This window comes from Planotetraspora mira (genome assembly GCF_016863275.1).
In the GTDB taxonomy this organism is placed as follows: Bacteria; Actinomycetota; Actinomycetes; order Streptosporangiales; family Streptosporangiaceae; genus Planotetraspora; species Planotetraspora mira.
Genome location: NZ_BOOO01000004.1, coordinates 43,248 through 68,638 on the forward strand (window position 1 = coordinate 43,248; position 25,391 = coordinate 68,638).

Consider the following 25,391-nt stretch of genomic DNA (forward strand, 5'->3'; position numbering starts at 1 on the left):
CCCCGAGCCTACGTCGCGTGAGAGCGCTCTCGCTAGATGAGCGGAGTCAGACCCGGGCGCTTGGGGTCGAGGTCGTCGCCGGAGGACGTGCCCCGCACGCGGCGGCCGACCCACGGCGCCAGGTGTTCGCGCACCCACTGGACGTCCTCGCGACGCTTGAGCCTCGCGTCCACCTTCTCGCGCGCCGGCCAGGTCGTCCGCCAGTCGTCCGACGGGACGCCGAGCACGTCGAGCACCTTCCCCGCGACGATGCGGTGGCCTTCGGCGTTCAGGTGCAGCCTGTCCGCGCTCCACGCCCGCCAGTCCCGCAGTGACTGCAGCGACCAGATGTCCACCAGGCGGCAGCCGTACAGGTCGGCGATCCCCCGGACGTGCATGAAGAAGATGGCGAACTTTCCGCGTGCCACGCGCATGATCGGCGTGTCCCGGGGGTCCATGCCGGTGAACAGCACCACCTCGGCGCCGCTGCCGCGCAGGGTCCGGACGGCCGACGCGAGCTTCTTGGCCATCCGGTCGGGGTCGGCGCCCGGCCGGAGCAGGTCGTTCCCGCCCGCGCAGAAGCTGATCAGATCCGGTCGCATCTCGACCGCCTGCGGCACCTGCGACTCGACGATCTGGTCGATGAGCTTGCCGCGGATCGCCAGGTTGGCGTAGGTGAACCCGGGTTCCTGCTCGGCCAGCCGCTCGGCCACCCGGTCGGCCCACCCGCGGTACCTGGTCACCTGACCTGTGACGACGGGCGGACCGGCGAGGAGGGGGTCGTTCAGGCCTTCGGTGAAACTATCTCCTATTGCGACATATGACCTGTAGTTCATCGAACCCCGCCTTGCTCTGCTGTATCAGTCGTTACTCACCAGTATCGGCGATAGCGCGGAGTGCCAGTTCATATGACCGCATGCCGAAACCGGCGATCGTCCCCGTCGCGACGGCCGCCACGACCGATGTGTGGCGGAACTCCTCCCGGGCGCTGGGGTTGGACAGATGCACCTCGACCAGGGGTGCCGTCCGCTGGGCGATCGCGTCGCGCAACGCGTAGGAGTAATGGGTGAACGCCGCCGGGTTGAGGACGACGGGGGTGCGGGAATCGGCGGCCTCGTGGATCCAGCCGACCAGTTCCGCCTCGTCGTCGGTCTGCCTGACCTCCACCGACAGGCCGAGCTCCCGGCCGGTCTCCCGGCACAGGGCCGACAGGTCGTCGAAGGTCTGCGCGCCGTAGACGTCGGGCTCCCGGCTTCCGAGACGACCGAGGTTGGGACCGTTCAGCACGAGCACGGCCCTCATCGGCCGACCTCCCGGTAGGCGGCTTCGAGTAGTTCCTCCGACGGGTTCTCCAGGCGCGACACCTTGGCGATCCCGTCGAGCACGACGAAGCGCAACGTGGCTCCGCGGCTCTTCTTGTCGACCCGCATGTGGTCGCGTAGCTCGGGCCACGCCTCCTTGCGGTAGGCCGTGGGCAGCCCGACCGAGGTGAGGATGGAGCGCGTCCGCTCGACGACGTCCCTGCCGATCCGGCCGTCGAGGCGGGACAACTCGGCCGCGTACACGAGGCCGATCGCCACGGCCTCCCCGTGCCGGATGTGGAAGTGCTCGACCCGCTCGATCGCGTGGGCCAGGGTGTGACCGTAGTTGAGGATCTCCCGCACGCCGCTCTCGCGCAGGTCGGCGCCGACGACGTCGGCCTTGACCTGGATCTTCCGCTCGATCAGCTGGCGGGTGTGCCCGCCCTCCGGCGTGCAGGCACCGGCCGGGTCGTCCTCGATCAGCATGAGGATCGTCGGGTCGGCGATGAAGCCACCCTTGATCACCTCGGCGAGGCCGGCGACGTAGTCCTCGCGGGGCACGCTCACCAGCGTCGCCAGGTCGCACAGGACACCCGCGGGTGGGTGGAAGGAGCCGACGAGGTTCTTGCCCTCGGGAGTGTTGATGCCGGTCTTGCCGCCGACGGCCGCGTCGACCATGCCCAGCAACGTGGTCGGGACCTGCACCACCTGCACGCCGCGCAGCCAGGTCGCCGCCGCGAACCCGGCCAGGTCGGTGGTCGCTCCCCCGCCGACGCCGACGACCGCGTCGGACCGCGTCACGCCGTAACGTCCGAACGCCGACCAGAGCTCGGCCGCGACCTCGACGGACTTGGCCGCCTCCCCGTCGGGGACCGGCAGGGAGAGCACCTCGAGCCCGGCATTCTCCAAAACTCCGCAGACCGGGCGCGCGATCTCGGGAAGGCTCGCCGGGTGGACCACCGCCACCGTCCGGACGCCCGCGGCGAGCAGTCCGGGCAGCTCGCCCAGGATGCCGGTGCCGACGACGACGTCGTAGGGGTTGTCCCCCCGCACGGTGATGCGCGTGGCGGTCACAACGTGGCCGCGATCTCGGCGACGATGTCCGCGGGCTCCCGGTCGTCGGTCTCCACCGTGGTGACGGCCAGCCGCTCGTAGACCGGACGGCGCTCCTCCATCAGCTTCCTGAGCTGGCTGCGCGGGTTGAGCACCAGCAGGGGTCTGGCGGAGGCGAGGCCGACCCGCTTGACCGCCTGGTCGAGCCCCACCCGCAGGTAGACGACCCGATGGCCGGCCAGCAGCTCCTGGGTCGGACCGTGCAGGACCGCTCCGCCGCCGAGCGACACCACGCCGTCGTGGCCTTCCAGCGCGGCCTGTACGGCCACCGCCTCCAGCTCGCGGAACCTGGCCTCGCCGTCCTCGACGAACACGTCGCTCACGGGCTTGCCCGCGACCGTCTCGACGTCGGCGTCGGTGTCGCGGAAGGACAGCCCCAGGCGGTCCGCGAGGAGCAGGCCGATGGTCGACTTGCCGGAACCCGGCGGCCCGATGAGGACCACTGCGGGCTGTTGAGACGCGGAACTCATGATCACAAACCTTATTACTTGATCACCAGAGAAGAGAGGTAACCCGCCAGGTTGCGGGCGACCTCTTCGACCGAGTCGCCGCCGAACTTCTCGACGGCGGCGTCGGCCAGCACGAGTGCGACCATCGCCTCGGCGACGATCGCCGCGGCGGGCACAGCGCACACGTCGGAGCGCTCGTGGTGGGCCGTGGCCGCCTCGCCCGTCAGCACGTCGACCGTCGCGAGCGCGCGGGGAACGGTGGAGATCGGCTTCATGGCGGCGCTGACCCGCAGGGGCTCCCCGTTGGTCATGCCGCCCTCGACGCCGCCGGCCCGGTTCGTGATCCGCCGGACGCCGCCGGCGGTGTTCTCGATCTCGTCGTGGGCCCGCGAGCCCGGCCGGCGCGCGGTCTCGAAGCCGTCGCCGACCGCCACGCCCTTGATCGCCTGGATGCCCATCAGCGCGCCGGCGAGCCGGGAGTCGAGGCGCCGGTCCCAGTGGGTGTAGCTGCCGAGACCCGGCGGCAGGCCGTAGGCGAGGACCTCGACGACGCCGCCAAGCGTGTCGCCGTCCTTGTGCGCCTTGTCGATCTCGGCCACCATCGCGGCGCTCGCCGCGGGGTCCACGCAGCGCACGGGATCGGCGTCGACCGCCACCATGTCGCCGGGGCCGGGGATGACGCCGCCGGGCGCGGACGCCCCGCCGATGGCCACCACGTGGCTGACGATGTCGACGCCGAGGGCCTGCTTGAGGAAGCTCCGGGCGACCTGGCCGAGTGCCACACGAGCGGCGGTCTCCCGGGCGCTGGCCCGGTCGAGCACCGGGCGCGCGTCGTCGAAGCCGTACTTCTGCATGCCGGCCAGGTCGGCGTGGCCGGGTCGCGGGCGCGATCGGGGCGCGTTGCGCGCCTGCCCCTCGAGGACCTCGGGGTCGACCGGGTCGGCGGCCATCACCGTCTCCCACTTGGGCCACTCGGAGTTGCCCACCCGGATGGCCACGGGCGAGCCGAGCGTGCGGCCGTGCCGTACGCCGCCGGAGATCGTCACCACGTCCTGCTCGAACTTCATCCGCGCGCCGCGGCCGTAGCCGAGGCGGCGGCGGCGCAGCGCCTCGTCGATCTCGGCGGTGGTCACCGCCACTCCCGCGGGCAGGCCCTCCAGGATCGCGAGAAGCTCGGGGCCGTGCGACTCCCCTGCCGTCAACCAGCGCAACATGGTGACAAGTCTTCCATGTGTCACACGCGGGTCAGCACCGCCACGAGGGCCGCGACGAGCATGAACGGCCCGAAGGGGAACTCGGTGGTGCGATTTGCCCGGCGCGTGACCAGCAGGCCGACCGCGTAGATCGCGCCGAGGAGGTGGCCGCCCAGCCCGGCGACGATCGCGGCCTGCGAGCCGAGCGCGCCGGTGAGCATGCCGACGATCCCGGCGAGCTTGACGTCTCCGAGCCCCAGCCCGGTGGGACGGATGAACCACAGGACGGCGTAGATGCCGATGAGCGCGAGTCCCCAGATCACGGCCGAGGCCAGGTGCCCGGAGGGGGCGAGGAGCACGAGGATGATCGGGTAGGACGGCAGCGTGATCATGTCGGGCAGCCGGAAGGTCCGCCAGTCGATCACGGCGAGGGCGATCCCCGCCACCACCGCGTAGAGCCACGGCGCGAGAAGCCAGTCGTCGTGGAGCCGCCAGGTGACCAGCCCGGCCGCGAGCGCGGTCGCCCCTTCGATCAGGTACGGCCGGCGGGGCAAGGGGACGATCCGGATCGCCCGTGCGAAGGCCTGCCGGGCCTCCTTGCGGTGGTCGTCCACCTCGGCGCCGAACCCGTCGGCGACGGCGCGGGCGTACGAACCGGCGATCAGCCCGAGAACCGCCGCGACGGCGACGGGCAGGGCCACCTGAACAGCCATGGCCCCGCCCCTATCCGCGCCGTCTCCTGGTCCACCATCGTCGCGGCGGTTCGCCGCCCACCCTGGCCACGGTGGCACCGGGAAGCGCCTCCACCAGGCGGTCGACGGCCGACGAGTCGCGTCTGGCCTCCTCGATCGTGGCGAGGGCCTGCAGCATGCCGCCCTCGATCACGAAGGGGACTGGCCCCGCGACGTCGACGACCACGGCCGCCGCGTCCTCGTGGCGGGCGGCCTGGCACACCTGGGGGGCGGTCGCCTGGACGGGGCGGGCGTCCGCGCGCCACCTCCGCATCGACTCGGCCCCCGTGAAGGCGAGGACGGCCTCCCGGCCGTCCTTGCCGACGAGCTTGGGGAGCGCCATCTCGCTCTCCTTCTCCTGCCTCAGCCCGTGCTCCCCCACCTCGGACTCGGTGAGCAGGGCCACGACCGGCACGAGCAGCCGGGCCTCGCCGATGGCCACGAGCACGTCGGCGGCGGTCGCCGTCCCGGCCTGGAAGCCGGAAAGGGCCGCGGAGACCGACGCGTCCGCGCCGCCGTCGTCGTCAGGTCGCAGGGGCTGCGGAATGGCGGGCACGGCTCACGACCCTACCCAGCGAGGTCGGCTATGGCGATTACGGGGCCGCCTCCCGAGGGGCCCTGGTGGACGGCCGCGACGGAGACGAACACGGCCGGGTCGCCGGTCACACTGGCCGCGACGCCTCCCACGGTGGCCTTGATCTGCCGGTGCCAGTGCACGTCGGAGTCGTCCAGCATGATGTTGCGCCGTCCGCGGACCCGTCCCGAGGGGTCGGCCTCGCACTTCATGAAAACGTTGACCAGCCGGTCGCCCAGATCGTCGGGGTGGGGCCGCTCGGGAAGCTCGATTCCGGAGTCGCGGATGGCCTCCCAGATGCCGTCGGCGTCCAGGGCGTCCTTCATGACCGAGTGACCCGCCCGGTAGCGGCCGCCGATGCCCCGGACGTTGCCGACCACCACGATCTGGGCCACGTCGAGTTCGACGCCGCTGGAGCACGAGGCGACCGACGAGTAGAGGGACAGGTCCTTGTGGATCTGCTCGGCCGCGGGCATCTCGATCTCCCCCAGCGCGACGGCGATGCCGAGCGCGGTCGTGGAGTTGGAGATGTCCATCGACTTGAGCGTGTCCTCGGTGACGACCGAGTGGCCGCGCCGCTTGGCGTCGGTGATCGTCGAAAGCGTGAGCAGCGGGGTCTTGGTCTGCACGTAGTGGACGTCGGCCGGGTCGTCGATTCCCGCGATCTTCATGGCCTCCCGCACTCCGGCGGCCACCTTCTCCACCATCGCGGGCCTGCCGATGTCCTCGGGCAGGATCACCTCGCTCATCGCCACGCCGACGCTGACCCGCGGCTCGTCGGTCGGCACGGCCTTGGCCGGGTCGAGGCTCGCGAAGACGGTGGCATGCGGGCTGAGCACGCCGTCGGTGCCGCCGGACCAGACGAGGGGAACCTGCCTGACCTCGTCCTCCGACCGCGTCCCCTTGGCCACGAGCACCTCGCGGAAGGCCCGGTCGGCGAGGATGCGGGTGTAGTCGTTCACCCCTCCGTTGCCCTCGGTCTTCCCGATCACCGCCAGGACCCGGTCGGCCTCGATGACTCCGTCGTCGATCAGCCTGGCGAGCCCGGACGCGTCGGTGACGCTCTCGATGGCGACTTTCCGTACCTCGATCGGATCCGGCATCTATCTCTCCGCCCCTCTGGATACCCTTGTACCGATATTTCCTGATAGCGCCTCGCCGATGTGCTCCAACGAGGTGATCACCGCCCGCTGCCCGCCGTCCTCGGCGAAGCGCAGGGCCGCCTCCACCTTCGGCCCCATGCTGCCGCTGGCGAAGTGCCCGGCGGCCTGCAGGACGCGGAGCCCGTCCGTGGTTATCTCCTCGATCGGCCGGGCGGACGCCGTGCCGAACCCGATGACCGCGTTCGGCACATCGGTCGCGATGACCAGGTCCGTCGCGTGCACGGCTCTGGCCAGCGCCGCGGCCGCGAGGTCCTTGTCGATGACGGCCTCGACGCCGTCCAGCGCGCCGTCCGCGCCGCGGACGACGGGCACTCCCCCGCCTCCGGCGGCGACCACCGTGTACCCCGCCTCCATGAGGGCGATCGCGGCGGGCGCGTCGAGGATCTCCACCGGCTCAGGTGAGGCGACGACCCTGCGCCAGCCGCGCTCGAACCGCCGCCAGGTCTGGCCCCGGCCCTCGATGCGGCGGGCCTCCGCCTCCTCGAAGTACTGCCCGATGGGCTTCACCGGATCGTGGAACGCGGGATCGTCGCGATCGACCAGCGTCCGGGTCACCACGGTGGCCAGCCGGGCCCGCTCGGGTGCCAGCGCCCGCTCCAGCGCGTTCATGATGAGGGTGCCGATCGTGCCCTGCGTCTGCGCGACACACCAGTCCAGCGGGACCGGCGGCAGCACGTGGGCGGTGAGCTGGTTCTTCAGCAGGATGTTGCCGACCTGTGGACCGTTGCCGTGGGTGAGCATCACCTCGTGACCGGCCCTGATGAGGCTCGCGACGTGTGTCATCGCCCGCCCGATCGCCCGATGCTGGTCAGCCGGCGCGGCGCTCCCGTCGGGAGCGGTCATGGCGTTGCCGCCCAGTGCGATCAGTATGCGTCCGCCCACATCGCGAAACTATCCAGCTCACGGCGGCCCTACATTGGCGAATATCGCCCATCGAACGCCTATCCTTCGGCAAGCCTTCGCATCTTTGGCGCGGATCTGCCGCAGTGGCGCGAAATGACGGCAGAATCGATCTATGCCCCCCGAGAAGCTGGAACCCAACGAAGTCGGCGCGGCCTTCGCCGCCCGCCGCGAGCTCGGCCCCCAGTACGAACTGGAGCTGGCCGAATCGCTCGTCGACAGGGTCAACGCCGTGATCGACTCACGGCTGGCCGAGAAGAAGGGCAAGCGTCCGCCGCTCGACTGGGCGCAGATGACGCTCGGCCTGGGTTCGCTGGCGTTGTCCATCCCCCTGGTGGCGATCGTGTCCTCCAACGTGCCGGGCACGCTCGGCCTCATGCTCGTCTTCGGCGTCCTGGCCGTGGTGAACCTGGCCTACGTGCTCACCCGGGCGATGCACAACAACCGCGACTGAACGGGCCCGCCCCTTACATGTAATCCCATTTGCGGCTGATGTCGTGGAGCGCTTCCGGCACGTCCTCGGGGGACGGAAGGGCCCGCCCCCGCTGGACGGCACCGGACCGGATCTTGTCCCGCCAGTCGCCGATGCCCTTGACGAACTCCTCGTCCTGCCGTTCGCCGTACCGCAACATGGACGGCTCCCAGTCCACGCCGAGGAACTCGCAGATCCGCCTCAGCTGGGTCTCCGGCTCGTCCGTGAGTTCCTCGTACCGCACGGTCAGGCCCGCCAGTCGGCTCCTGGCGTTCTCCAGGTACGTCATGTAGTTCAAGGTGTGCCGGACGGCCTCCTCCGGGGAACGCCGCTCGGGATCCGCCTCCGCCCAGGACTGGGCGATCGACATCGGGTGCCTGATCAGGAAGATGAACCGCGCCTCCGGCCAGCACGTCGAGATCCGCCGCCAGGCGAAGACGTTGCTCGGCGTCTTCTCCACGAGGATGCGCTTGCCGCTCCTGGCGAGTTCCCGGTGGAGGAGGCGGTCCCAGAGGATGTGCTCGATGTCGCTCTGCGTGTGCCCCAGGGTGTCCATCGCCTGCCGTAACGGCTCGGTGGGGAGATTGACCGACAGGCGGCGCACGTGCAGTTCGTGGGGTGCGTGGATCTCGGAGTGGCAGTTCAGCATGACGCGCAACAACGTCGACCCCGAGCGGACCGAGGACAACACGAACACGGGGTCGCGCAGGAGGCGGTCGGTCGCACGATCGGCCGGAGGCCGCACGGCGTCGTTGGGCATCCGCATGAACATCTCGGGGATCGAGTCGGGCCGCTTGATCGAGTACCCGGTCAGGCCGACGAGTTTCGAGTTGACCTTGCGTTTCCAATTCATGACCTTGAAACCTTAACGCCCGGTTAAAAACGGTGCCAAGGCCATGCAAGCACTTCACAGGCAGGTGACAGGCACACTTCAGCCAAGACGCTGGAGGCGGGTGACGGCCTCGTCGATGACCTCGTCCCTCTTGCAGAAGGCGAAGCGCACGAAATGTCGCCCGCGTTCCCGGCGGTCGTAGAAGACCTGGGTGGGGATGGCGACCACGCCGGCGAGCTCGGGCAGCCGCATGGCGAACTCGAGGCCGTCGTCGAACCCCAGCGGGCGGATGTCGGTCTGGACGAAGTAGGTGCCGGCGGGGCGGAGCACCTCGAACCCGGCCGTGCGCAATCCCGCCATCAGCCGGTCGCGCTTGGCCTGCAGGGCCGCCCGCTGCGCGGCCACCCATTCCATCTCCTCGCGCAGCGCGAACGCCACGGCCAGCTGCCAGGGGGCGCTGGAGGTGAAGGTCAGGAACTGCTTGACCGTCTGGACGGCCCGCGTCAGCGAAGGCGGCGCGCAGATCCAGCCGGTCTTCCAGCCGGTCACGCTGAAGCTCTTGCCGGCCGACGAGATCATGATCGTTCGCTCCCGCATGCCGGGAAGGGTCGCGAGCGGGATGTGCTCGACGCCGTCGAAGGTCAGGTGCTCGTAGACCTCGTCGGTGATGGCGATCAGGTCGTGTTCCCCGCAGACCGCCGCGATCTCCTCGAGCTCGGCCCGGGTGAAGACGGTCCCCGTGGGGTTGTGCGGAGAGTTGACCAGGACGGCCCTGGTCCGGGTACCGACGGCGGCGGCCAGTTCCGCGGGGTCGAAGGTGAAGCGGCCCGCGTCGACCCGCAGGGTCACGGGCCTGCGCACGGCTCCGGCGAGCGCGACGGCCGCGCCGTAGGAGTCGTAGAAGGGCTCGAAGACGATCACTTCGTCGCCGGGCTCGCAGACGGCGAGCACGGCGGCCGCGATCGCCTCCGTGGCGCCGACCGTGACCAGGACCTCGGCGCCGGGGTCGTAGGACAGGCCGTACCAGTCCTTACGGTGATCGGAGACGGCCTGCCGCAACTCCGGGACGCCAGGGCCCGGCGGGTACTGGTTCAGTCCGCCCTTGATCGCCTCGATGGCGTGCTCAAGCATGCGGGCCGGCCCGTCGGTGTCGGGGAAGCCCTGGCCCAGGTTGATCGAACCCGTGTCCACGGCCAGCTTCGTCATCGTCGCGAAGACGGTCGTGCCGAACTCGCGCATCCGTCCCACCAGCGGCTCTTCCACAGCGGCCACTTTATGCCCGGGCGGCCCCGGTCCCATAGCCCGGCCGGACGGTCGCCGCGCCTCCTCCGCACCAGGACGAGCCTCTGCGAATTCGGATGAAAAGACTAATTCGGGCTGATTGGCCGACTTCACGCTTAACAGCTCTAGATGGTGCTGTTTCGCCGGGTTACTTTCTAGGGACAGGTCCTTTGGCACGTGCCACCCAGCGAAGGAAGAGAGGAATGACGCTTTCCGCGACCTTTGTGGTACGGGTCGCCTTCGTGATTCTCGGGCTCGCGGCACTGGTGGCCGGATACGTCGGACTGGACATCCTCGCGCCGGTCATGGAGGGCCGGCCCCCCACACGTCTCGACCTCCTCTACTGGGACCTGCAACTGTTCGTCTTCGACTCCGCCCCTCTCGACGGAAACGGGCCTCTGCCGGGCGCGCTGGAATTCGCCCGGTTCGCGGCGCCAGGAGTCACCGTTTACACCCTGGTCGAAGGCGCCCGTCTGCTCCTTTCTTCAGAAATGCGCCGGATACGCGCCCGTGAATCCCGTGACCACGTCGTCGTCTGCGGATCCGGAGCGGTGGCGATCGCCCTGGTCGAGAAACTCCGCCGCACGAGCGAGAGAATCGTGATGATCGGCCCGTCGGCCACCCCTCCCATGGGCGACAACAAGGTCCTCTACGTCAACGGGGACGCCCGGAGCCCTTCGACGTTGCGGGCCGCCGGCGTGCAGCGGGCCTCGGTGCTGTACGCCTGCGAAGCCGACAGCTCCGTCAACACCGCCATCGCGCTGGCCGCGCACGGCATGCCCCGAAGCGGTGAGCGGCACCCCCTCTCCGCGTACGCGCACATATCCGACCCCGACCTGTGCGCCGCCCTCCGGGCGCGCAGGCTCAGCCTTCCCGGCACGCCGCGTCTGCGACTGGACTTCTTCAACCTCGACGAACTGGCCGCCCGCGTGCTGCTCGAAGAGCACCCCATCGTGAACGACCGCCCCATCGTGGTGATCGGGCTCGACGCGTTCGGCCGCAGCCTGCTCACCGAGATCGCCAGGCGACGGCGGCTGCAGGGCTCCCCTCCGCACCGCCTGCCCGTCACGGTGATCGACGCCCATGCGAGCCAGGCCGCGCCCGCCCTGTGTCGCAGATTCGAGTTCATCAGCGAGGTGTGCGCGCTCACCTGCCACGACGTCTCGCCCAGCGACCTGCCGCTGACCGACCTGCTTCCCGGAGAGACGCCCCAGCGGGTGTTCGTCTGCTACGCCGACCAGGACCTGGCGCTCAAGACGGCGCTCACATCCCTGAGGCTATGGTGTTGCGGGCCCGGCTCCCTGGTCGTGCGGGTCGAGCAGACGGCCACGTTCGGCAGCGCCTTCGACGACGTCCGGCTGCTCGAAGGACTCTCCGGGGCCCTGCGCATCTTCGCGATCAACGAGGCGGCGGGCGATCCTCAGCTGATCACCGAGGATCTGGTGGAAACCCTCGCGCGGGCGATCCACGACAACTACCTCCTCGTCAACGCGGCCCGCCACACCACCGCCGCCGCGAACGCCTCCATGGTCGGCTGGGACGGGTTGCCCCCGCATCTGAAGGCGGCCAACCGGGCGCAGGCGGAGGACATCGGCCGCAAACTCGCCGCAATCGGCTGCGCGCTCGCCCCGCGGGTCGAGCCGGAACTCGCCTTCGCCTTCAAGGACCACGAGATCGAGCGGCTCTCGCAGATGGAGCACGAGCGCTGGCTCAAAGACCTGATCAGGAACGGCTGGGCGTGGGGCCCGATGAGGGACCCCGAGCGGAGACGGCATCCCGACCTGGACAGCTGGGACAGGCTGTCGGCGGACGCCAAGGAGAAGGACCGCGACACCGTGCTGAGCCTGCCGCGGATCCTCGCCGACGCCGGCTTCCAGATCGTCAGAATCTCGTGACCGGCCCCGGGGTCCGTGGTGGACTGGCCGGCATGGACCACTCCCCGGTGACCGGCCGCGTCCGCTCGCTCGACGCGCTCCGCGGGCTCGCGATCTGCGGGATCATGCTCGTCAACACCTGGCAGCACACCCTCGCCCACCGGAAGTCGACGTCGATCGACTGGGTGATGGGCAACCTGTTCCAGAGCCGCTTCTATCCGATCTTCGCGTTCCTCTTCGGCATGGGCTTCGCGCTGTTCCTGCAGTCGGCGCGGTCGCGAACCGGTCATCCGCGGCTGGTGCTGCTCCGGCGGCTCGTCGTCCTGGCCCTGCTCGGCGCCGTCCACTGGTGGGTCGAACCGGGTGAGGTGCTGCTGCCGTACGCGATCCTCGGCGTCACCGTCCTCCTCCCGGTGAGCTTCCTGCCCACCCCCGTCGTCCTGCTCGCCGGCACGGGGACGACGGTCGCCGCCATGGTCACGGGCAAGCCGTACGTGCTGATCGCCGCGCTGTTCCTGCTCGGCCTGGCCACGGTCAGGTACGGCGGAGCCGCGCGCCTGGCGTCGCCGGTCGTGTTCGGGACGAGCGCGGTGCTCGCCGTGGCGCTGACGTGGTGGTGGAACCATTCGCCGCCCGGCGGCGGGGTCTACCAGGCGGCGGCCCTGTGCGGCGCGGCCGCGTACGGCACCGGCTTCCTGCTCGTCGTCCGGCGGACCGCCGTCTTCGAGGCACTCGGCAGGATGGCGCTGACCAACTACGTGAGCAGCACGGCCGTCATCCTGGCCGCGGTGCCGCTGCTGAGAGCGGACGGCACGGGAACGGCCGTGGTCGGCGTGACCGTCGCCACGCTCGTCGCGCAGGCCGCGTTCAGCCGGTGGTGGCTGACGCGCTTCCGGTACGGCCCGCTGGAATGGGTCTGGCGGTCCCTCACCTGGTGGGAACCGGTCGTCAACCGGCAGACTGGGATCCGTGACCCGCATAGCCCTGTGCCAGATCCCCATCGACCACGATCCGAAGACGAACCTCGAGACCGTTCGTGACGCTCTCGCCCAGGCGGAAGGCGCCGACCTGGCCGTTTTCCCCGAGGCGACGCTCACCCGGTTCGGCAGGGGCGTCGCGGAGGCCGCCGAGCCTCTCGACGGCCCGTTCGTCACCGGGCTCGCCGACGCGGCCAGGGAGCACGGCATCGCCGTCATCGCGGGGGTCTTCGAACCGGCCGGCGACGGCCGGGTCCTCAACACGGCCGTAGCGCTCGACGAGACGGGGCGGCTCGCCGGGGCCTACCGGAAGATCCACCTGTTCGACTCGTTCGGCGCCCGGGAGTCCGAGCTCGTCGCGCCGGGAGACGCACCGGTCGTCGTGGAGCTGGCCGGGCTCAGGATCGGCCTCATCACCTGCTACGACATCCGATTCCCCGAGCTGGCCCGTGAACTGGTCGACCAGGGAGCCGACGCCTTCGCCGTCATCGCGGCGTGGGGCTCCGGCCCGATGAAGGAGGATCATTGGGTCACCCTGGTCAGGGCGCGGGCGATAGAGAACACGACCTGGACGATCGCCGTCGGCCAGGCTCCGAATCCGGCCGCCCGCGACGCGTTCGGCGTGGGCCGCAGCATGCTGATCGATCCGATGGGCGCCGTGCGGCACGACCTCGGTCCAGGGCCTGCCGTACAGGTCGGGGAGATCGACCCCCGTCTGACCGAAAGCGTGCGAAGGACCCTTCCGTCACTGGAACATCGCCGGCTTGGAATCACCAGCTCGTAAACTTGGGCTCATGAGCGAGCCGGGACACAGGACACAGATGCAAAAGGTGATCCCTCCCAGGCTGCTCGTGCCCTACCTCGGGAGCAAGCGGACGATCATCTCGGGGTACGTTTACCGCGTGCAGGACTGCGGTCGTCTCACCACTCCCGGGTCACTCGTGGAAGCCCTCGACCTGGGCTTCGAAGGATCGGAGCTGACGCCGGACGTGCCCGAGCTGTACATCATGCGGTGGTACGCGCGTGACATCGACACCTACGTCGTCCCGTACGGCCCGCACATGGGCGGGGATTGGAGCGATTCACCGCCGTTCACGGGAAACGGGTTCACCACGTCCCGCGAGCATGTGGTGCCGCAGTTCCACACCATGCCGATGCCGATCCCGGCCGGAGCCGAGATCATCCACCTCACCGGCGCGGGGGAACGCTCCTTCGCCGGGTACGACGGCCTGACCTGGCGGCCCGCGTCATGACCGACATCGAACCGGCCGGCCTGGGTTTCGTCGCCGCCTACCGCGACCAGACCTACGCCGCAGCCATCGGCCCGGAAAGCGACGACGTCGTCCTGTTCAGCGAGTCCGCCGACGAGGGGTTCGTCAAGGTCGGCAGCTACTGGCGGCTGACCGTGCGCCGGTCCGACCTCGAGTCGCTCACGCTGCTGCGCACCGTCGGGGCCTTCGGCGGCGAGCCGTGCCTCGTCCTGGACGAGGACGACAGCGGCGAGGCCGACGGCCTGCACATCGCCTACACCGGCCACAGCGGGATGAAGGCCGAGGCTCTCGGCTACTGGCTGGTCGACCACGGCGCGTATGAGGTGGTCGTCCCCCGGGACGAGGTGCACTCGATCCGGGTGGAGCGGGTGCCCGTCCCCACCACCGGCGATCAGGACCCCAGCGACCTGTAGCGCGCCAGCCGCGCGGCCAGACGGTCCCGGGGAGGCGTGCCGAGCAGGCCGATGATCTCGTATTCGAGTGTCCGGGCGACCCTGCGGCAGAAGGCGCCGGGCTCGTAGGCCGCGTCAGGGCATTCGGGGACGATCCGGTCGACGATGCCGTCCCGCATCAGGTCCGCGGCCCGCACGCCTTGGGCCCGCGCGATCTCAGGGGCGAAGTCGACCGTCCGGTAGAGAATCGCCGAGGCGCCCTCCGGCGGGAGCGGGGACAGCCAGCCGTGCTGGGCGCACACGACCCGGTCGGCGGGCAGCAGCGCCAGCGCCGCACCGCCCGCGCCCTCACCGAGCAGCAGGCACACGGTCGGCGCGTCCAGCATGACGAGGTCGGCCAGCGAACGGGCGATCTCCGCCGCGAGCCCGCCCTCCTCCGCCGCCTTGGACAACGCCGCCCCCGCCGTGTCGATCACCGTCACCAGGGGCAGGCCCAGTTCGGACGCCAGACGCATGCCGCGGCGCGCCACCCGCAGACCCGCCGGGCCGAGAGGGGCGCCGGCCCGCTGGCGCCTGCGGTCCTGGCCCAGCACGACGGCGGGAGCCGTACCGAACCGGGCGAGAGCGAGGGTGAGCCCGGGCTCGTGCTCGCCCGTGCCGGTGCCGTTGAGCGGCGTGACGTCGTGCGCGCCCAGCTTGAGCAGACTCCGTACCCCCGGCCGGTCGTCGCGGCGGGAGCGCATGATCGCCTCCCATGCCTCGGCCGGTTCGCCGGCCTCCTCCGGCTCCGGCCCGCGGGCCAGTCCCGTCCTCGGGGCGCACAAGACGGCGAGCGCCCTGATCGCGATCTCCCGCGCGTCCTCCGCGGACACCACGGCGTCGACGAGACCGTGGGCGTACAGGTTCTCCGCGACCTGCACGTCCTCGGGGAACGGATAACCGTAGAGCGACTCGTAAACCCGTGGGCCCAGGAAGCCGATGAGCGCCCCCGGCTCCGCCGCGGTCACGTGGCCGAGCGAGCCCCACGACGCGAAGGCGCCGCCGGTGGTGGGATGGCGCAGGTAGACGACGTACGGCAGGCCCGCGTCGCGATGGCGCGTCACCGCGACAGTGATCTTCACCATCTGGGCGAACGCGAGGGCGCCCTCCTGCATACGGGTTCCGCCACTGGCCGGAGCGGCGAGCAGGGGCAGCCTCTCGGCGGTGGCCCGCTCGATCGCGCGGACCAGACGCTCGGTGGCGGCGACGCCGATGGATCCGGCGAGGAAGGAGAACTCGCATGCCACAACCGCCACCCGCCGGCCGTCGAGCGTGCCCTCGCCCGTGATCACCGCCTCGTCGTAACCGGTGGCGGCCCGCGCCGCGGCGATCTCCTCCGCGTACTGCGATCCGGGGACGGCGCGGTCGAGCGGCGGCTCGTCCCACGACTTCCACGACTGGGCGTCGAGCACCCGGACGATGAGGGCTCGCGCGTCCGGGCGTGTGGTCATCGTTCGCGCTCGCGGAGCCAGCTGAGGACGGCGTCGCCGTCCTGGCCCAGGGCGGGGGGCGGCGTGTGCTCCCGGAGGGCGTCACCGTCGAAGCGCAGGGGCGGGCCGGGCAGCTCGATCGGGCCGAGCACGGGGTGGTCGACGGTCACCACCAGGCCCTGCGAGTGCACCTGGTCCCAGGCGTAGACCTCGTCGATCGAGCGGATGGCGCCGGCGGGCACACCGAGCTCGCCGAGCGTCGCCAGCCAGTGCGCCCTGGTGTGCGCGGCCAGCGCCTTCTCCATGTCGGCGATCAGCTCCTCTCGATGCGCGAAGCGATCCCTATTCGTCGCATATTTCGGGATATCTGGATCTATGTCCAGTAGCTGGGCGGTCTTCCGCCACTGACCGTCGTTGGCCACGGCGAGCTGGATCATGCCGTCCGCGCAGTGGAACGCCCCATAGGGGGCGATCGAGGCGTGGTGGTTGCCGGAGGCCCGGGGAACCGTCTCCCCGACGGTCCAGGCCGTCCCGTGGTAGGAGTGCACCCCCACCACCGAGGCCAGCAGTGACGTGCGCACCACCGTGCCGCGGCCGGTCCGCTCCCGGTCGTAGAGTGCCGCGACCACGCCGTACGCGCCGTGGACGCCCGCCAGCAGGTCGGCGATCGAGGCTCCGACACGGTACGGCTCGTCCGGCGACGGTCCCGTGAGCGACATGAGACCCGCCTCGCCCTGGGCGATCTGGTCATAGCCGGGCCTGCCGCCCTCGGGCCCGTCGTGCCCGAATCCCGTGATGGACAGGATGATCAGGCGTGGATTGAGCTCGTGCAGGCGCTCGACGGGGAAGCCGAGCCGGTCGAGGACTCCCGTGCGGAAGTTCTCGACCAGCACGTCGCTCTGCCGTACGAGCCTTTCGACGAGGTCGCGACCCTCATCCGACTTCATGTCGACGGTGATCGACTGCTTGTTGCGGTTCGCCGCCAGGTAATAGGTCGAAATATCGTGATCAGGGCCGACGAAGGGCGGGCCCCAGCCTCGCGACTCGTCCCCCGACGGGTGCTCGACCTTGATCACGTGCGCTCCCAGGTCCCCCAGCATCTGCGCTCCGTGCGGACCGGCCAGAGCCCGGGACAGGTCGAGCACGACGACGTCGCTGAGAGGTCCCTGGCTACGGAGAGGTCTCTGCACGGTCAGCCTCCACGGAAGACGATTCCGGTTCCTCCGGCAAGACTGCCAGGTGCTCCGGATCACTTCCACTGAAGACTCCACCCGCTCACCAGGTGACCTCGCCGCCTCAGCGCGTCGTTGGTCCTCACTGCGGTTCTCTCACGGTGGTTTTCACTGAGGTTCTCGCTGCGGTTCTCACGCAGCGAAGGCCCGCACCGCGGGATTTGCGGTGCGGAATCAGGACCGTGGGGTCAGTGGGGCGTCTTGTGTCCGCGGAGCCGATCCATCAGCCGTTGGAGCCGCTGCTTGTTCCGCGGATCACGGGCCATCGTCTTCGCCTTCTCCGTCATACGCCGGCCCTGCGGACCGCGGAGATATTCCTTGATCCGGTCGAGTAGCTTCGCCATCTGTCCGTTCACCACCCTTGTATCGATTTGTCATGAGTCGGCTACCCAGGGGTGTCGCCTCAAATCACAAGATCACACCTGACCGGCGCCATACGGTTCACGGCGAATGCCTCGGCACACCCATGCGCCAGGCGTTACGTTGTGCGCCTGGGGCGTCGGAGGGGCGATCGGAACATGGGAAACGTGCCACCGGGGACGGGTCCGCTCTCTCCTGACTTCAGCGGGATCGATCCCGCGCTGCTGGGTGGCTTCGTCACCGAACTCGAGCACGCGCGTGGCGTGATCGGCGAGAGGGCCGAGATGGTCCGGCGCATCTTCGCCGCCAACGGCGTGCCGGCGGCGTCACTCGACCCGATCGGCGAGGCGGAGCGGTGGATCGACGAGAACCTGCCGGAGCTGCGCAGACGCCACCAGATGGCGGGGAACATCGCGCGTCTGCCCGGCTGGAATCCCGGAACGCCCGGCGGGCTCCTGCCGTACGAGGAGAAGGCGATCCTCCCCGCCGCGGATGCCCGGCGCCTCGGCCGCCAGCTCGCCTCGGACTACCTCGGAATCTCGGACTCGTTCTTCAACCCCGATAGAGACGAGGACTACCGGACGATCGTGTACCGCCTGGTCGAGCACCTTCACGATCCGGAATTCACGGCAGCCTTCTTCGCGACTCTGGGCCCGCAACGCACGCTCGATCTCCCCACGGTGCTGCGGAACAACCTCTTCGCCTTGGCCGAGGACGCGACTCTGGATCCGCCCCGGCCTGATGACCTCTGGCTTCGCGCGGTGAGCCTGGCATTCGGCACTGCGGTCACCGGGGGCTCTCAGGTGCCGGGATTCGCTCAAGTGAAGAACGCGATCCTTGTTCCGCCATCACAGGACTGGTTCGGCGCGAGTCTTCTCCTCAGCTCCGGGGCGTTCCCGCCCGAATGGCTGACCGAGGCGGTCGTGGCGCGGGGGCTCGACGATCCCCGTCATGTCAACGCCGGTTACCTCTACGCCTTGGGGAACAACCCGGCCGCCGCCCGCCTCGCGATCCAAGCGGTGACACGAGGCGACCCGGCCAAGCTGCGCGACTTCCTCACGACTTTGAACAAAAGCGCGGCTGGGATGTACCAAGAGGCGGGCCGCGGTGACGCGTTCGGACGGATGCTGGCGGCCGCTTCAGGCGCGTACGACGAGGAAGACGGCGAACACACCAAGGAAGCGGCCTTCTTCGCCTACACCGTGATGACAACGCTCGGCCGACTCGAGGTCGGCGAAGAGGTGCGCGTGCACCTGGCGGAGATCGCCGGGGCCTATGCCACGGAAATCACCGAGGGCGCCAACCTCGATGATGCCAACCATCTCCTTCCAAGCTCGTTTGAGCCGACGGAATCCAGGGTGCTGGGCCTGAGGCCTGTTTTCCGACTCAGCCCAGAGGACACCTATCGCTTCATCTCTTCCTTCGCCAACACACCAGAGAATCGAAATCCATTCGACGAAGGCATGGGCGACCTCACACGCCACCTCATCGAAGAATCAGTTCCTTCCACGATGAGAGACGGGGATCTCTCTCGGCTCAACAAGACCTTCGCCGCGTTGGGGAACGTCCGCGGACAGGAACTTGCCGCCGAGGAGAAATTCGCCAAAGCAGCCGACGATGCGGCCGAGCAACTTGATAAGGCCAAGAGTTTCGGCGTTGGAACTGCGATAGGAATCGCTGGGCTAGCCATTCCGGGCATGACGGGAGCCGTCCTCTGGACGGCTTTGGGAACAGGCATGAGCGCATTCGATACATACAAGTCCGACGCAGAGACAGAAAGCGCGAAAACCGAGAAAACGGATCGAGAGCAAACCTTGGGCCGTCAACACATCATCGCCCAATCAATGATCGACGCCGGCTTCGCGCTCCAGATTTCTCCTCAGGACTACCAAGCGACGTGCCCGCCGGGCGTCGCCATCGCCGATGGCAGCGGCCGTCTCCGCCCGTTTCGGGACATAGTCCAGTCCGGCGAAGATGGACTGAGAGCCCTCGACGGCTGGCTCATGATGAACACTTTGAAAGACAAGGACCTGAGGACCTTTGGCGAGCTGACCCGACTCCTGGCTGATCTGTTCGACGGTCGCAAGGATGTCGCACGGAAGCGCGCTCTCCTTTATCACCGATAAGTCAAACCGCCATGAGACATTGAGTTTCTCCACTGACGGAGTACAGACCGTTAGCTGGAGAGCCAAGAACCAAAGATGTCCGTGTTGTCGTGTTTCGCATGCGCACCGGCTTACCCGAACCACCGGGATCTACTATTTCATATTGCGCAACCCGTTTTAGTGCACCCACTAGTGCTCCGATTTGGTCATCGGGTTCAGTCTGCGGGAAGCCCCGACCTGTAGCGGCGAAGGTCTGCTTGGCCTTTCCGTCCCCGCAAGGAATATTCTGTCCACCGGGATCAGTAATGGTGACATCCCGCGCGTCACGTTCCTTGAGGAGTTGAAGAATGTGATTTTTCAGGGTTTGGCCGGCTTGGGCGGCGGTGGGGCCGTCGTCTGAGTCGCAGCCGGTGAGGGCCAGCGGGATCGCAACCGCCACGACCACGAGCAGACCGCGAAGCCGTACGAGACCGGAAAGGCCGAGCATTCTCTTCGCCTCCGCGAGTGGCAGTGATCGGGTCCAGCCCACATAATCTCAAGCAGAACCGCTGCGCCACCCCGAATATCCCTACGTCATCCGCAGCAGGAGTCAGGCGTTGCCCCTCGACGACGATCTGGTCCCCAACCCGAGACATCGGGATCTGGAGACGGCGCTCGCGGCCGCACGAGCGCACATGCACGTGCTGGAGACGGCCCTCGACAACGCCTGTGCGACCTTCGGCGGCCGCGCGGTGTGGGTGGGCCCCACGGCAAGGGCGTTCGGCGACGAGCTCAACGGACGCCGGGCCCGCGTCAGGGCCGCCGCCCGGCACGTCCTCTCCGAACTCGAGGCAGAGCTTCGGGCCACCCCTCGCATGGTCTCCCGGGCGGCGGCTTCAAGCCTGACCGGCTGGTCCTGACCGGCTCAGACGATGTCGACCTCGGCATGCGCCCGTCCGCCGGACAGCCGCGGATAACCGGGCCCCCGGTCGAAGAAGGCGTCCTGCCGCGTCCGCTTGGCCGCCCGCAGCCGCTCCGTCGCCTCCTCATCGACCTGCAGATCGTCGCGTGAGCCGTGCAGGACGACGCCGTAGTCGTCCAGTGCGGCCTCCTGCGAGACCTTCCCGTCGCGGACGTCGGCGGCCACCCGACCGGCCTCCCGTTCGTACGGCGAGCCCCACCCGCCGCCGCCTGTGGTCCTGACGCGCACGATCTCCCCCTCCTTCACGGGGAAGTCGTCCACCAGGCCCTCCATCTCCTCACCGTTCACCGTGACGAGGAAGGGACGGCCCGCCCGGCCGCCGTTCACGCCCCAGCACGCGAGGATCGACCGGTCCGCGATCGACATGAACGACGCGTCCCGCAACATGCGGATGTGCTTGTCGTAGCCGAGGCCGCCGCGGAACTCCCCCGGGCCGCCGCTGTCGACGGCCAGCCCGAGCCGTTCGACCAGGAACGGCCACCGCGCCTCGGCGAACTCCACGGGGATGTTGCGCGAGTCGGGCACGACGTGGATGGTGTCCTCCCCGTCGGCGTACCAGCGCCCGCCCGAGCCTCCGCCGAGAACCTCACGCATCAGGTACGGGCCGTCGCCGGACTCGCCGTAGACCCCGGTGTAGCGGATGGTCTCCTGGTCGGCCGGCATGCGCCCGTTGGTGGCCTTGGCCAGCACGCCCGCCAGCACGCCGAGGAGCCGGAGGATCACGAACGTCCTGGCGTTGGTCGGCGCCGGGAAGATCGGGGTCAGCAGCGTGCCCTTCTCCGGGAACACCATCTTGATCAGCGGGACGACGCCCTCGTTGACGTCGAGTTCCGCCATCCGCTCCGGCGTGTCCGCGAGGTTGCGCAGGACCGGGGCGAGCCACTTCTTCAGGAAGACCCCGTCGGCGTAGTCGCCGGCGTGGTTGATCGGCCCCTTGGCCTGTGCGGAGGTCCCGGTGAAGTCGATCGTCAGGGGCACGTCCGCCGAGTGGTCGACGGTCAGGGTGATCCGCTGGGTGTGCAGCCTGGGCTCGTCGACGCCGTCGTGCTCGGCGTAGTCCTCCCAGACGTGCACCCCCTCGGGGATCTTCGACAGCAACTCCCTGCGGAAGGTCTCCGTCGTCTTCGCGATGATCGCGTCGAAGCACGCCTCGACGGCGGCGCGCCCGTAGCGGTCGAAGATCTCCCCCAGCCTCCGGGCGCCCATCAGGCACGCGGAGCATTCGGCGTCCAGATCGCCCGCGAGCGAGTCGGGCATCCGCGAGTTGCGCGTCATGATCGTCAGTGCCGCGCGGTTGGGCACGCCCTGGTCCCAGAGCTTGATCGGGGGGACCATCAGGCCCTCCTCGAACGCGCTGCGCGCGTGGGACGGCATCGAGCCCGGCACGGCTCCGCCGATGTCGTCGTGGTGCCCGAACGCCTGGACGAAGGCCACCACCTCTCCCTGGTGGAACACGGGCACGGTCACGCACAGATCGGGCAGGTGGCCGATCCCGCCTTCTGACAGGTAGACGTCGTTGTGGAAGTAGACGTCGCCCGGCCTCATCGTCTCGATCGGGAAGTCCCGGACGACGGGCTGGACCAGCGCCGAGTAGGACCTGCCGGTCAGCTTGCGCAGCCGTACGTCGTGGATGCCCGCGCGGAAGTCGTGCGCGTCGCGGATCATGGGTGAGCGGGCGGTCCGCGCGATCGAGGTCTCGACCTCCATCTCGACCGACGCGAGGGTCCCCTCCACGATCTCCACCAGAATCGGGTCGACGTCGGTCATCGGTCGCTCACCACCACGAGGTTGCCGTAGTCGTCCATGGTCGCCGTGAAGCCGGGATGCACCGGCAGGGTCGAGCCGTATTCCTCGATGACCGCGGGACCGGTCACCACGGCACCCGCGCGGAGGTCCCCTCGGCGGTAGATCACCGTGCGGCCCCACCGCTCGTAGAACACGTCCCGCGTCGCCACCGGGCTCGGCTCGTCCGGCTGGTACGGCAGGCGCGCGATCGTGGGGCGGGTGATCGGCCCGATGCCGGAGACCCGCAGGTTGACCCATTCGACGGCGTGGCGGGGGTCGTCGCGGTAGCCGTACCCGTAGAGCCGCTGGTGCGCCTCGTGGAACCGGTCCACGACGGCGGCCCGCCAGTCGTCGTCCAGCGGCCCGTCCGGGGCGGGCACCCTGACCTCGTAGGCCTGGCCGTAGTAGCGGAGGTCGGCGCTGCGCGCGTACACGTGACTCGCGAAGCCCTCGCGGTCGAGCGCGGCGGCGGCCTGGCCCTCCAGTTCGGCGAACACGGCCCGCAACGTCTCCTGCGAGGGGTCGCGGGAGACGTGGGTGCGGACGTAGTCGTTCTTCACGTCCACCGTGAGCAGGCCGAACGCCGACACGTTGCCCGGGTTCGGCGGGACGATCGCCGCACGGAGACCGAGGATGTCGATCAACCGGCAGGCGAGCAGCGGTCCCGAGCCTCCGAACGCGACCATCGGGAAGTCCCGCACGTCGAGGCCGCGTTTGACGGTGATCTGGCGGATCGCGTTCGACTGGTTGAACGCGCTGATCTCGAGGATGCCGGTCGCGCATCGCTCGGGCGACAGACCGAGCTTGCCCGCCAGCGCCTCGATGCCCGCCCTGGCCGCGGAGACGTCGAGCGGGATCTCGCCGCCGAGGAGGTGGGGAGGCACCCGGCCGAGGAAGACGTGGGCGTCGGTGACGGTGACCTCCGTGCCGCCTCTGCCGTAGCAGAGCGGTCCCGGATCGGCGCCCGCCGACTTGGGCCCGACCTTCAACGTCCCCTCACGGGAGATCCAGGCGATCGACCCGCCGCCCGCGCCCACGGTCACGATGTCGATCATCGGGATCTTGCAGGGGTATCTGCCGATGTTGCCCTCGGTCGTCAGGGAGGGTTCGCCGTCGACCACCACCGCCACGTCCGTGGACGTGCCGCCGCCGTCGAGTGTGATCACGCCGGGGTGGCCGGCCGTGCCGGCGATCAGGGCGGCGCCGAGGGCGCCCGCCGCGGGCCCGGACAGGACCGTCGTGATCGGCTGGTGGACCACCTCGGACGCCGACAGCACGCCGCCGTTGCTCTTCATCACCGAGAAGGGGCGGCCCAGCCGGTCCGACAGGTTGCCGATGTACCGCCGCATGATCGGTTTGACCGCCGCGTCGACGAGCGTGGTGACCGACCGTTCGTACTCCCGGTACTCCCGCAGGACGTCGCTCGACAACGACACGACCGCGTCCGGATGCTCACGCTCGATGACCTCGCGCATGCGCCGCTCGTGGTCGGGGTTCGCGTAGGAGTGCAGGAAGCACACGCCGATCGCGGTGACGCCGTTGTCGGCGAACCAGCGTGCGGCCTGTACGGCTCCCGCCTCGTCGAACGGCCTGATCTCCCGCCCGAGATGGTCGAGCCGCCCGCCGACGGTCTGCACCCGGTGCACGGGGACGATCCGGGGCGGCTTGACCCAGAAGTAGGAGTTGCCGTAACCGTCCGGAACGCTCTGCCGGGCGATCTCCAGGATGAACTCGAAGCCCTCGGTCGTGACGAAGCCCAGATGCGCGGTGCCGTCGGGGCGGTCCTCGAGCAACTGGTTGGTGGCCACCGTCGTGCCGTGGACGATCGCGGACACGTCGCCGAGATCGCCCGAGCCGGTATGGAGCTCCAGGACCTTGTGGACACCTGCCATGAACCCGTCGGCCGGATTGGCAGGTGTCGAAGGAGTCTTGGTCGTGACGATCTCACCGGTCTCCTCGTCGACCAGGACGACGTCCGTGAACGTGCCCCCGGTGTCGACCCCGATGCGGACGCTACCCATGCTCCAGTGTCTACCGATCGCGACGGGTACCGGGAACCGGCGCACTCTGCCGAAGAAAACTCATCCCGTCGTCAGACCCTGCCACCATGGGCCGGAGAGGCTAGCGGCGCCGGCCCGACCGCCCGAGCAGCCAGCCGATCACCGCGCTTCCCAGCGCGATCCCGGCACCCATGCCGAACGCGGTCAGCACCGGCCAGACGGGCGTGCCCTTCTGGGCCGCCGGCTCGGCCGGGCGGGTGAAGACCTGGGCGCCGGGCGCCTCCCCGGAAACGGAAACGACCCCGGAGCCGGAAACGACCTCAGCCCCGGAGACGACCTCGGCGCCGGACACGACCCCGGCGCCGGACACCGCGACGGGGCCGGACACCAGATGCCGCTCGACGGCGGTGAAGAACTCGCCAGCCGTCCTCTTCGCCACCGAACCGAGCATGCGCTGGCCGACTCCGCCGATCATGCCGCCCACGACGGCCTCGGCGTCGTAGTCGACGCGAGTGCCGCCCTCCGCCTCGCTGAGCCGTACCTGCACGGTGGCCTCGACCGTTCCGGGAGCCCCCTGGCCGCGCGCCCTGAGCACGAAGCGCTCGGGTTCGTGCTGGTCGGCGAGGGAGACCTCACCCTGATAGACACCCTTGATCGACGCGACCCCGGCCGTGACCGTCATCTTGTAGGCGTCGCCGCCGATCTCCTCCAGGCGCTCGCAGCCGGGGATCGTCCGCACCAGGACGGCGGGGTCCTGAAGCGCGTCCCAGACCCGCTTGCGCTCGACTGCGAGCAGTGCACTGCCAACGACCTTCATGGGCACCTCCGATGCCGAGCACACTAGACAATCTCCGGGACCGGCGAGTACGGCAAGATCTGCCTCCCCCTCGCGGCGGAGTTACTCAGAAGTTCACACGTCACCCGGTCGTCGCAGCGGTACTCATGCCCAATCGGTCGGTCGGCGTACAGACGGATCA

26 protein-coding genes are annotated in these 25,391 nt (G+C 69.5%); 8 read left to right on the top strand and 18 right to left on the bottom strand.

Annotated features, from left to right (window positions below; translation table 11 throughout):
* Positions 1 to 32 precede the first annotated feature (32 nt).
* From Pmi06nite_RS03760 to Pmi06nite_RS03800, 9 genes are read right to left on the bottom strand one after another with little or no spacing between them, the layout of a single operon-like run.
* Positions 33 to 815: an SGNH/GDSL hydrolase family protein gene (locus Pmi06nite_RS03760; protein WP_203951413.1), complete on the bottom strand. Its 783-nt coding sequence runs from the start codon at positions 813 to 815 to the stop codon at positions 33 to 35.
* Positions 816 to 846: 31 nt separating this feature from the next.
* Positions 847 to 1,281 carry a type II 3-dehydroquinate dehydratase gene (aroQ, locus tag Pmi06nite_RS03765; protein WP_203951414.1) on the bottom strand — a complete coding sequence of 145 codons (435 nt, stop codon included), beginning with the start codon at positions 1,279 to 1,281 and terminating at the stop codon, positions 847 to 849.
* Positions 1,278 to 2,354, bottom strand: a complete 1,077-nt coding sequence (gene aroB / locus Pmi06nite_RS03770; protein WP_203951415.1) for a 3-dehydroquinate synthase — start codon at positions 2,352 to 2,354, stop codon at positions 1,278 to 1,280. Before aroB ends, aroQ begins: the two co-directional genes overlap by 4 nt.
* Positions 2,351 to 2,863 (bottom strand): shikimate kinase, encoded by a 513-nt coding sequence (locus Pmi06nite_RS03775; RefSeq protein ID WP_203951416.1) that lies wholly within the window; start codon positions 2,861 to 2,863, stop codon positions 2,351 to 2,353. Before Pmi06nite_RS03775 ends, aroB begins: the two co-directional genes overlap by 4 nt.
* A 14-nt stretch (positions 2,864 to 2,877) precedes the next feature.
* Positions 2,878 to 4,056, bottom strand: a complete 1,179-nt coding sequence (gene aroC / locus Pmi06nite_RS03780; RefSeq protein WP_203951417.1) for a chorismate synthase — start codon at positions 4,054 to 4,056, stop codon at positions 2,878 to 2,880.
* 20 nt (positions 4,057 to 4,076) lie between these two features.
* Positions 4,077 to 4,748, bottom strand: coding sequence for a prepilin peptidase (locus tag Pmi06nite_RS03785; RefSeq protein ID WP_203951418.1), 672 nt, complete (start codon positions 4,746 to 4,748; stop codon positions 4,077 to 4,079).
* A gap of 10 nt (positions 4,749 to 4,758) precedes the next feature.
* The gene (locus Pmi06nite_RS03790) at positions 4,759 to 5,322 is read right to left on the bottom strand and encodes an SseB family protein (protein WP_203951419.1); all 564 of its coding nucleotides are present in this window, start codon (positions 5,320 to 5,322) and stop codon (positions 4,759 to 4,761) included.
* A gap of 11 nt (positions 5,323 to 5,333) precedes the next feature.
* Positions 5,334 to 6,443, bottom strand: a complete 1,110-nt coding sequence (gene bar, locus Pmi06nite_RS03795; protein ID WP_203951420.1) for a barbiturase — start codon at positions 6,441 to 6,443, stop codon at positions 5,334 to 5,336.
* Positions 6,444 to 7,385: a carbamate kinase gene (locus Pmi06nite_RS03800; RefSeq protein ID WP_239113609.1), complete on the bottom strand. Its 942-nt coding sequence runs from the start codon at positions 7,383 to 7,385 to the stop codon at positions 6,444 to 6,446.
* A gap of 133 nt (positions 7,386 to 7,518) precedes the next feature.
* On the opposite strand from Pmi06nite_RS03800, the gene Pmi06nite_RS03805 reads away from it, so the two are divergent.
* The gene (locus Pmi06nite_RS03805; protein ID WP_203951421.1) at positions 7,519 to 7,857 is read left to right on the top strand and encodes a hypothetical protein; all 339 of its coding nucleotides are present in this window, start codon (positions 7,519 to 7,521) and stop codon (positions 7,855 to 7,857) included.
* Positions 7,858 to 7,870: 13 nt separating this feature from the next.
* Here Pmi06nite_RS03805 and Pmi06nite_RS03810 read toward each other — a convergent pair whose 3' ends face one another.
* Positions 7,871 to 8,728, bottom strand: a complete 858-nt coding sequence (locus Pmi06nite_RS03810) for a sulfotransferase family protein (RefSeq protein WP_203951422.1) — start codon at positions 8,726 to 8,728, stop codon at positions 7,871 to 7,873.
* 78 nt (positions 8,729 to 8,806) lie between these two features.
* Positions 8,807 to 9,970: a pyridoxal phosphate-dependent aminotransferase gene (locus Pmi06nite_RS03815; RefSeq protein WP_239113611.1), complete on the bottom strand. Its 1,164-nt coding sequence runs from the start codon at positions 9,968 to 9,970 to the stop codon at positions 8,807 to 8,809.
* A 221-nt stretch (positions 9,971 to 10,191) separates the two neighbouring features.
* On the opposite strand from Pmi06nite_RS03815, the gene Pmi06nite_RS03820 reads away from it, so the two are divergent.
* From Pmi06nite_RS03820 to Pmi06nite_RS03840, 5 genes are read left to right on the top strand one after another with little or no spacing between them, the layout of a single operon-like run.
* On the top strand, positions 10,192 to 11,883 hold the full coding sequence (locus Pmi06nite_RS03820) for a RyR domain-containing protein (RefSeq protein WP_203951424.1): 1,692 nt from the start codon (positions 10,192 to 10,194) through the stop codon (positions 11,881 to 11,883).
* Positions 11,884 to 11,915: 32 nt separating this feature from the next.
* On the top strand, positions 11,916 to 12,902 hold the full coding sequence (locus Pmi06nite_RS03825) for a DUF418 domain-containing protein (RefSeq protein ID WP_203951425.1): 987 nt from the start codon (positions 11,916 to 11,918) through the stop codon (positions 12,900 to 12,902).
* Positions 12,832 to 13,623: a carbon-nitrogen hydrolase family protein gene (locus tag Pmi06nite_RS03830; RefSeq protein ID WP_203951426.1), complete on the top strand. Its 792-nt coding sequence runs from the start codon at positions 12,832 to 12,834 to the stop codon at positions 13,621 to 13,623. The genes Pmi06nite_RS03825 and Pmi06nite_RS03830 overlap by 71 nt, the downstream gene beginning before the upstream one ends.
* A gap of 10 nt (positions 13,624 to 13,633) precedes the next feature.
* Complete coding sequence (locus tag Pmi06nite_RS03835; protein ID WP_239113612.1) at positions 13,634 to 14,092, top strand: hypothetical protein; 459 nt, start codon at positions 13,634 to 13,636, stop codon at positions 14,090 to 14,092.
* Positions 14,089 to 14,523, top strand: a complete 435-nt coding sequence (locus Pmi06nite_RS03840) for a hypothetical protein (protein WP_203951427.1) — start codon at positions 14,089 to 14,091, stop codon at positions 14,521 to 14,523. The genes Pmi06nite_RS03835 and Pmi06nite_RS03840 overlap by 4 nt, the downstream gene beginning before the upstream one ends.
* Here Pmi06nite_RS03840 and Pmi06nite_RS03845 read toward each other — a convergent pair.
* The 3 genes from Pmi06nite_RS03845 to Pmi06nite_RS03855 form a co-directional block, all read right to left on the bottom strand.
* On the bottom strand, positions 14,502 to 15,992 hold the full coding sequence (locus Pmi06nite_RS03845) for a carboxyl transferase domain-containing protein (protein WP_203951428.1): 1,491 nt from the start codon (positions 15,990 to 15,992) through the stop codon (positions 14,502 to 14,504). The two genes, Pmi06nite_RS03840 and Pmi06nite_RS03845, sit on opposite strands and share 22 nt — an antisense overlap.
* Complete coding sequence (locus tag Pmi06nite_RS03850; RefSeq protein ID WP_203951429.1) at positions 15,989 to 17,161, bottom strand: CaiB/BaiF CoA transferase family protein; 1,173 nt, start codon at positions 17,159 to 17,161, stop codon at positions 15,989 to 15,991. The genes Pmi06nite_RS03845 and Pmi06nite_RS03850 overlap by 4 nt, the downstream gene beginning before the upstream one ends.
* 230 nt (positions 17,162 to 17,391) lie before the next feature.
* Entirely contained in the window at positions 17,392 to 17,547 is a 156-nt protein-coding gene (locus Pmi06nite_RS03855) for a hypothetical protein (protein WP_203951430.1), read from the bottom strand.
* Positions 17,548 to 17,721: 174 nt separating this feature from the next.
* Between Pmi06nite_RS03855 and Pmi06nite_RS03860 the strand changes: the two genes are divergently transcribed.
* Entirely contained in the window at positions 17,722 to 19,689 is a 1,968-nt protein-coding gene (locus Pmi06nite_RS03860; RefSeq protein WP_203951431.1) for a DUF6571 family protein, read from the top strand.
* Position 19,690: 1 nt separating this feature from the next.
* On the opposite strand, the gene Pmi06nite_RS03865 is transcribed toward Pmi06nite_RS03860, so the two are convergent.
* Positions 19,691 to 20,107 carry a hypothetical protein gene (locus Pmi06nite_RS03865; RefSeq protein ID WP_203951432.1) on the bottom strand — a complete coding sequence of 139 codons (417 nt, stop codon included), beginning with the start codon at positions 20,105 to 20,107 and terminating at the stop codon, positions 19,691 to 19,693.
* Positions 20,108 to 20,264: 157 nt separating this feature from the next.
* Between Pmi06nite_RS03865 and Pmi06nite_RS03870 the strand changes: the two genes are divergently transcribed.
* A complete protein-coding gene (locus Pmi06nite_RS03870; RefSeq protein ID WP_203951433.1) occupies positions 20,265 to 20,567 on the top strand; it encodes a hypothetical protein in 303 nt (100 codons plus the stop codon).
* Positions 20,568 to 20,572: 5 nt separating this feature from the next.
* On the opposite strand, the gene Pmi06nite_RS03875 is transcribed toward Pmi06nite_RS03870, so the two are convergent.
* The 3 genes from Pmi06nite_RS03875 to Pmi06nite_RS03885 form a co-directional block, all read right to left on the bottom strand.
* Positions 20,573 to 22,396, bottom strand: a complete 1,824-nt coding sequence (locus Pmi06nite_RS03875; RefSeq protein ID WP_203951434.1) for a hydantoinase B/oxoprolinase family protein — start codon at positions 22,394 to 22,396, stop codon at positions 20,573 to 20,575.
* Complete coding sequence (locus Pmi06nite_RS03880) at positions 22,393 to 24,435, bottom strand: hydantoinase/oxoprolinase family protein (RefSeq protein ID WP_203951435.1); 2,043 nt, start codon at positions 24,433 to 24,435, stop codon at positions 22,393 to 22,395. Before Pmi06nite_RS03880 ends, Pmi06nite_RS03875 begins: the two co-directional genes overlap by 4 nt.
* A 100-nt stretch (positions 24,436 to 24,535) precedes the next feature.
* Positions 24,536 to 25,231: an SRPBCC family protein gene (locus tag Pmi06nite_RS03885; protein ID WP_203951436.1), complete on the bottom strand. Its 696-nt coding sequence runs from the start codon at positions 25,229 to 25,231 to the stop codon at positions 24,536 to 24,538.
* Between the last annotated feature and the right edge of the window lie 160 nt (positions 25,232 to 25,391).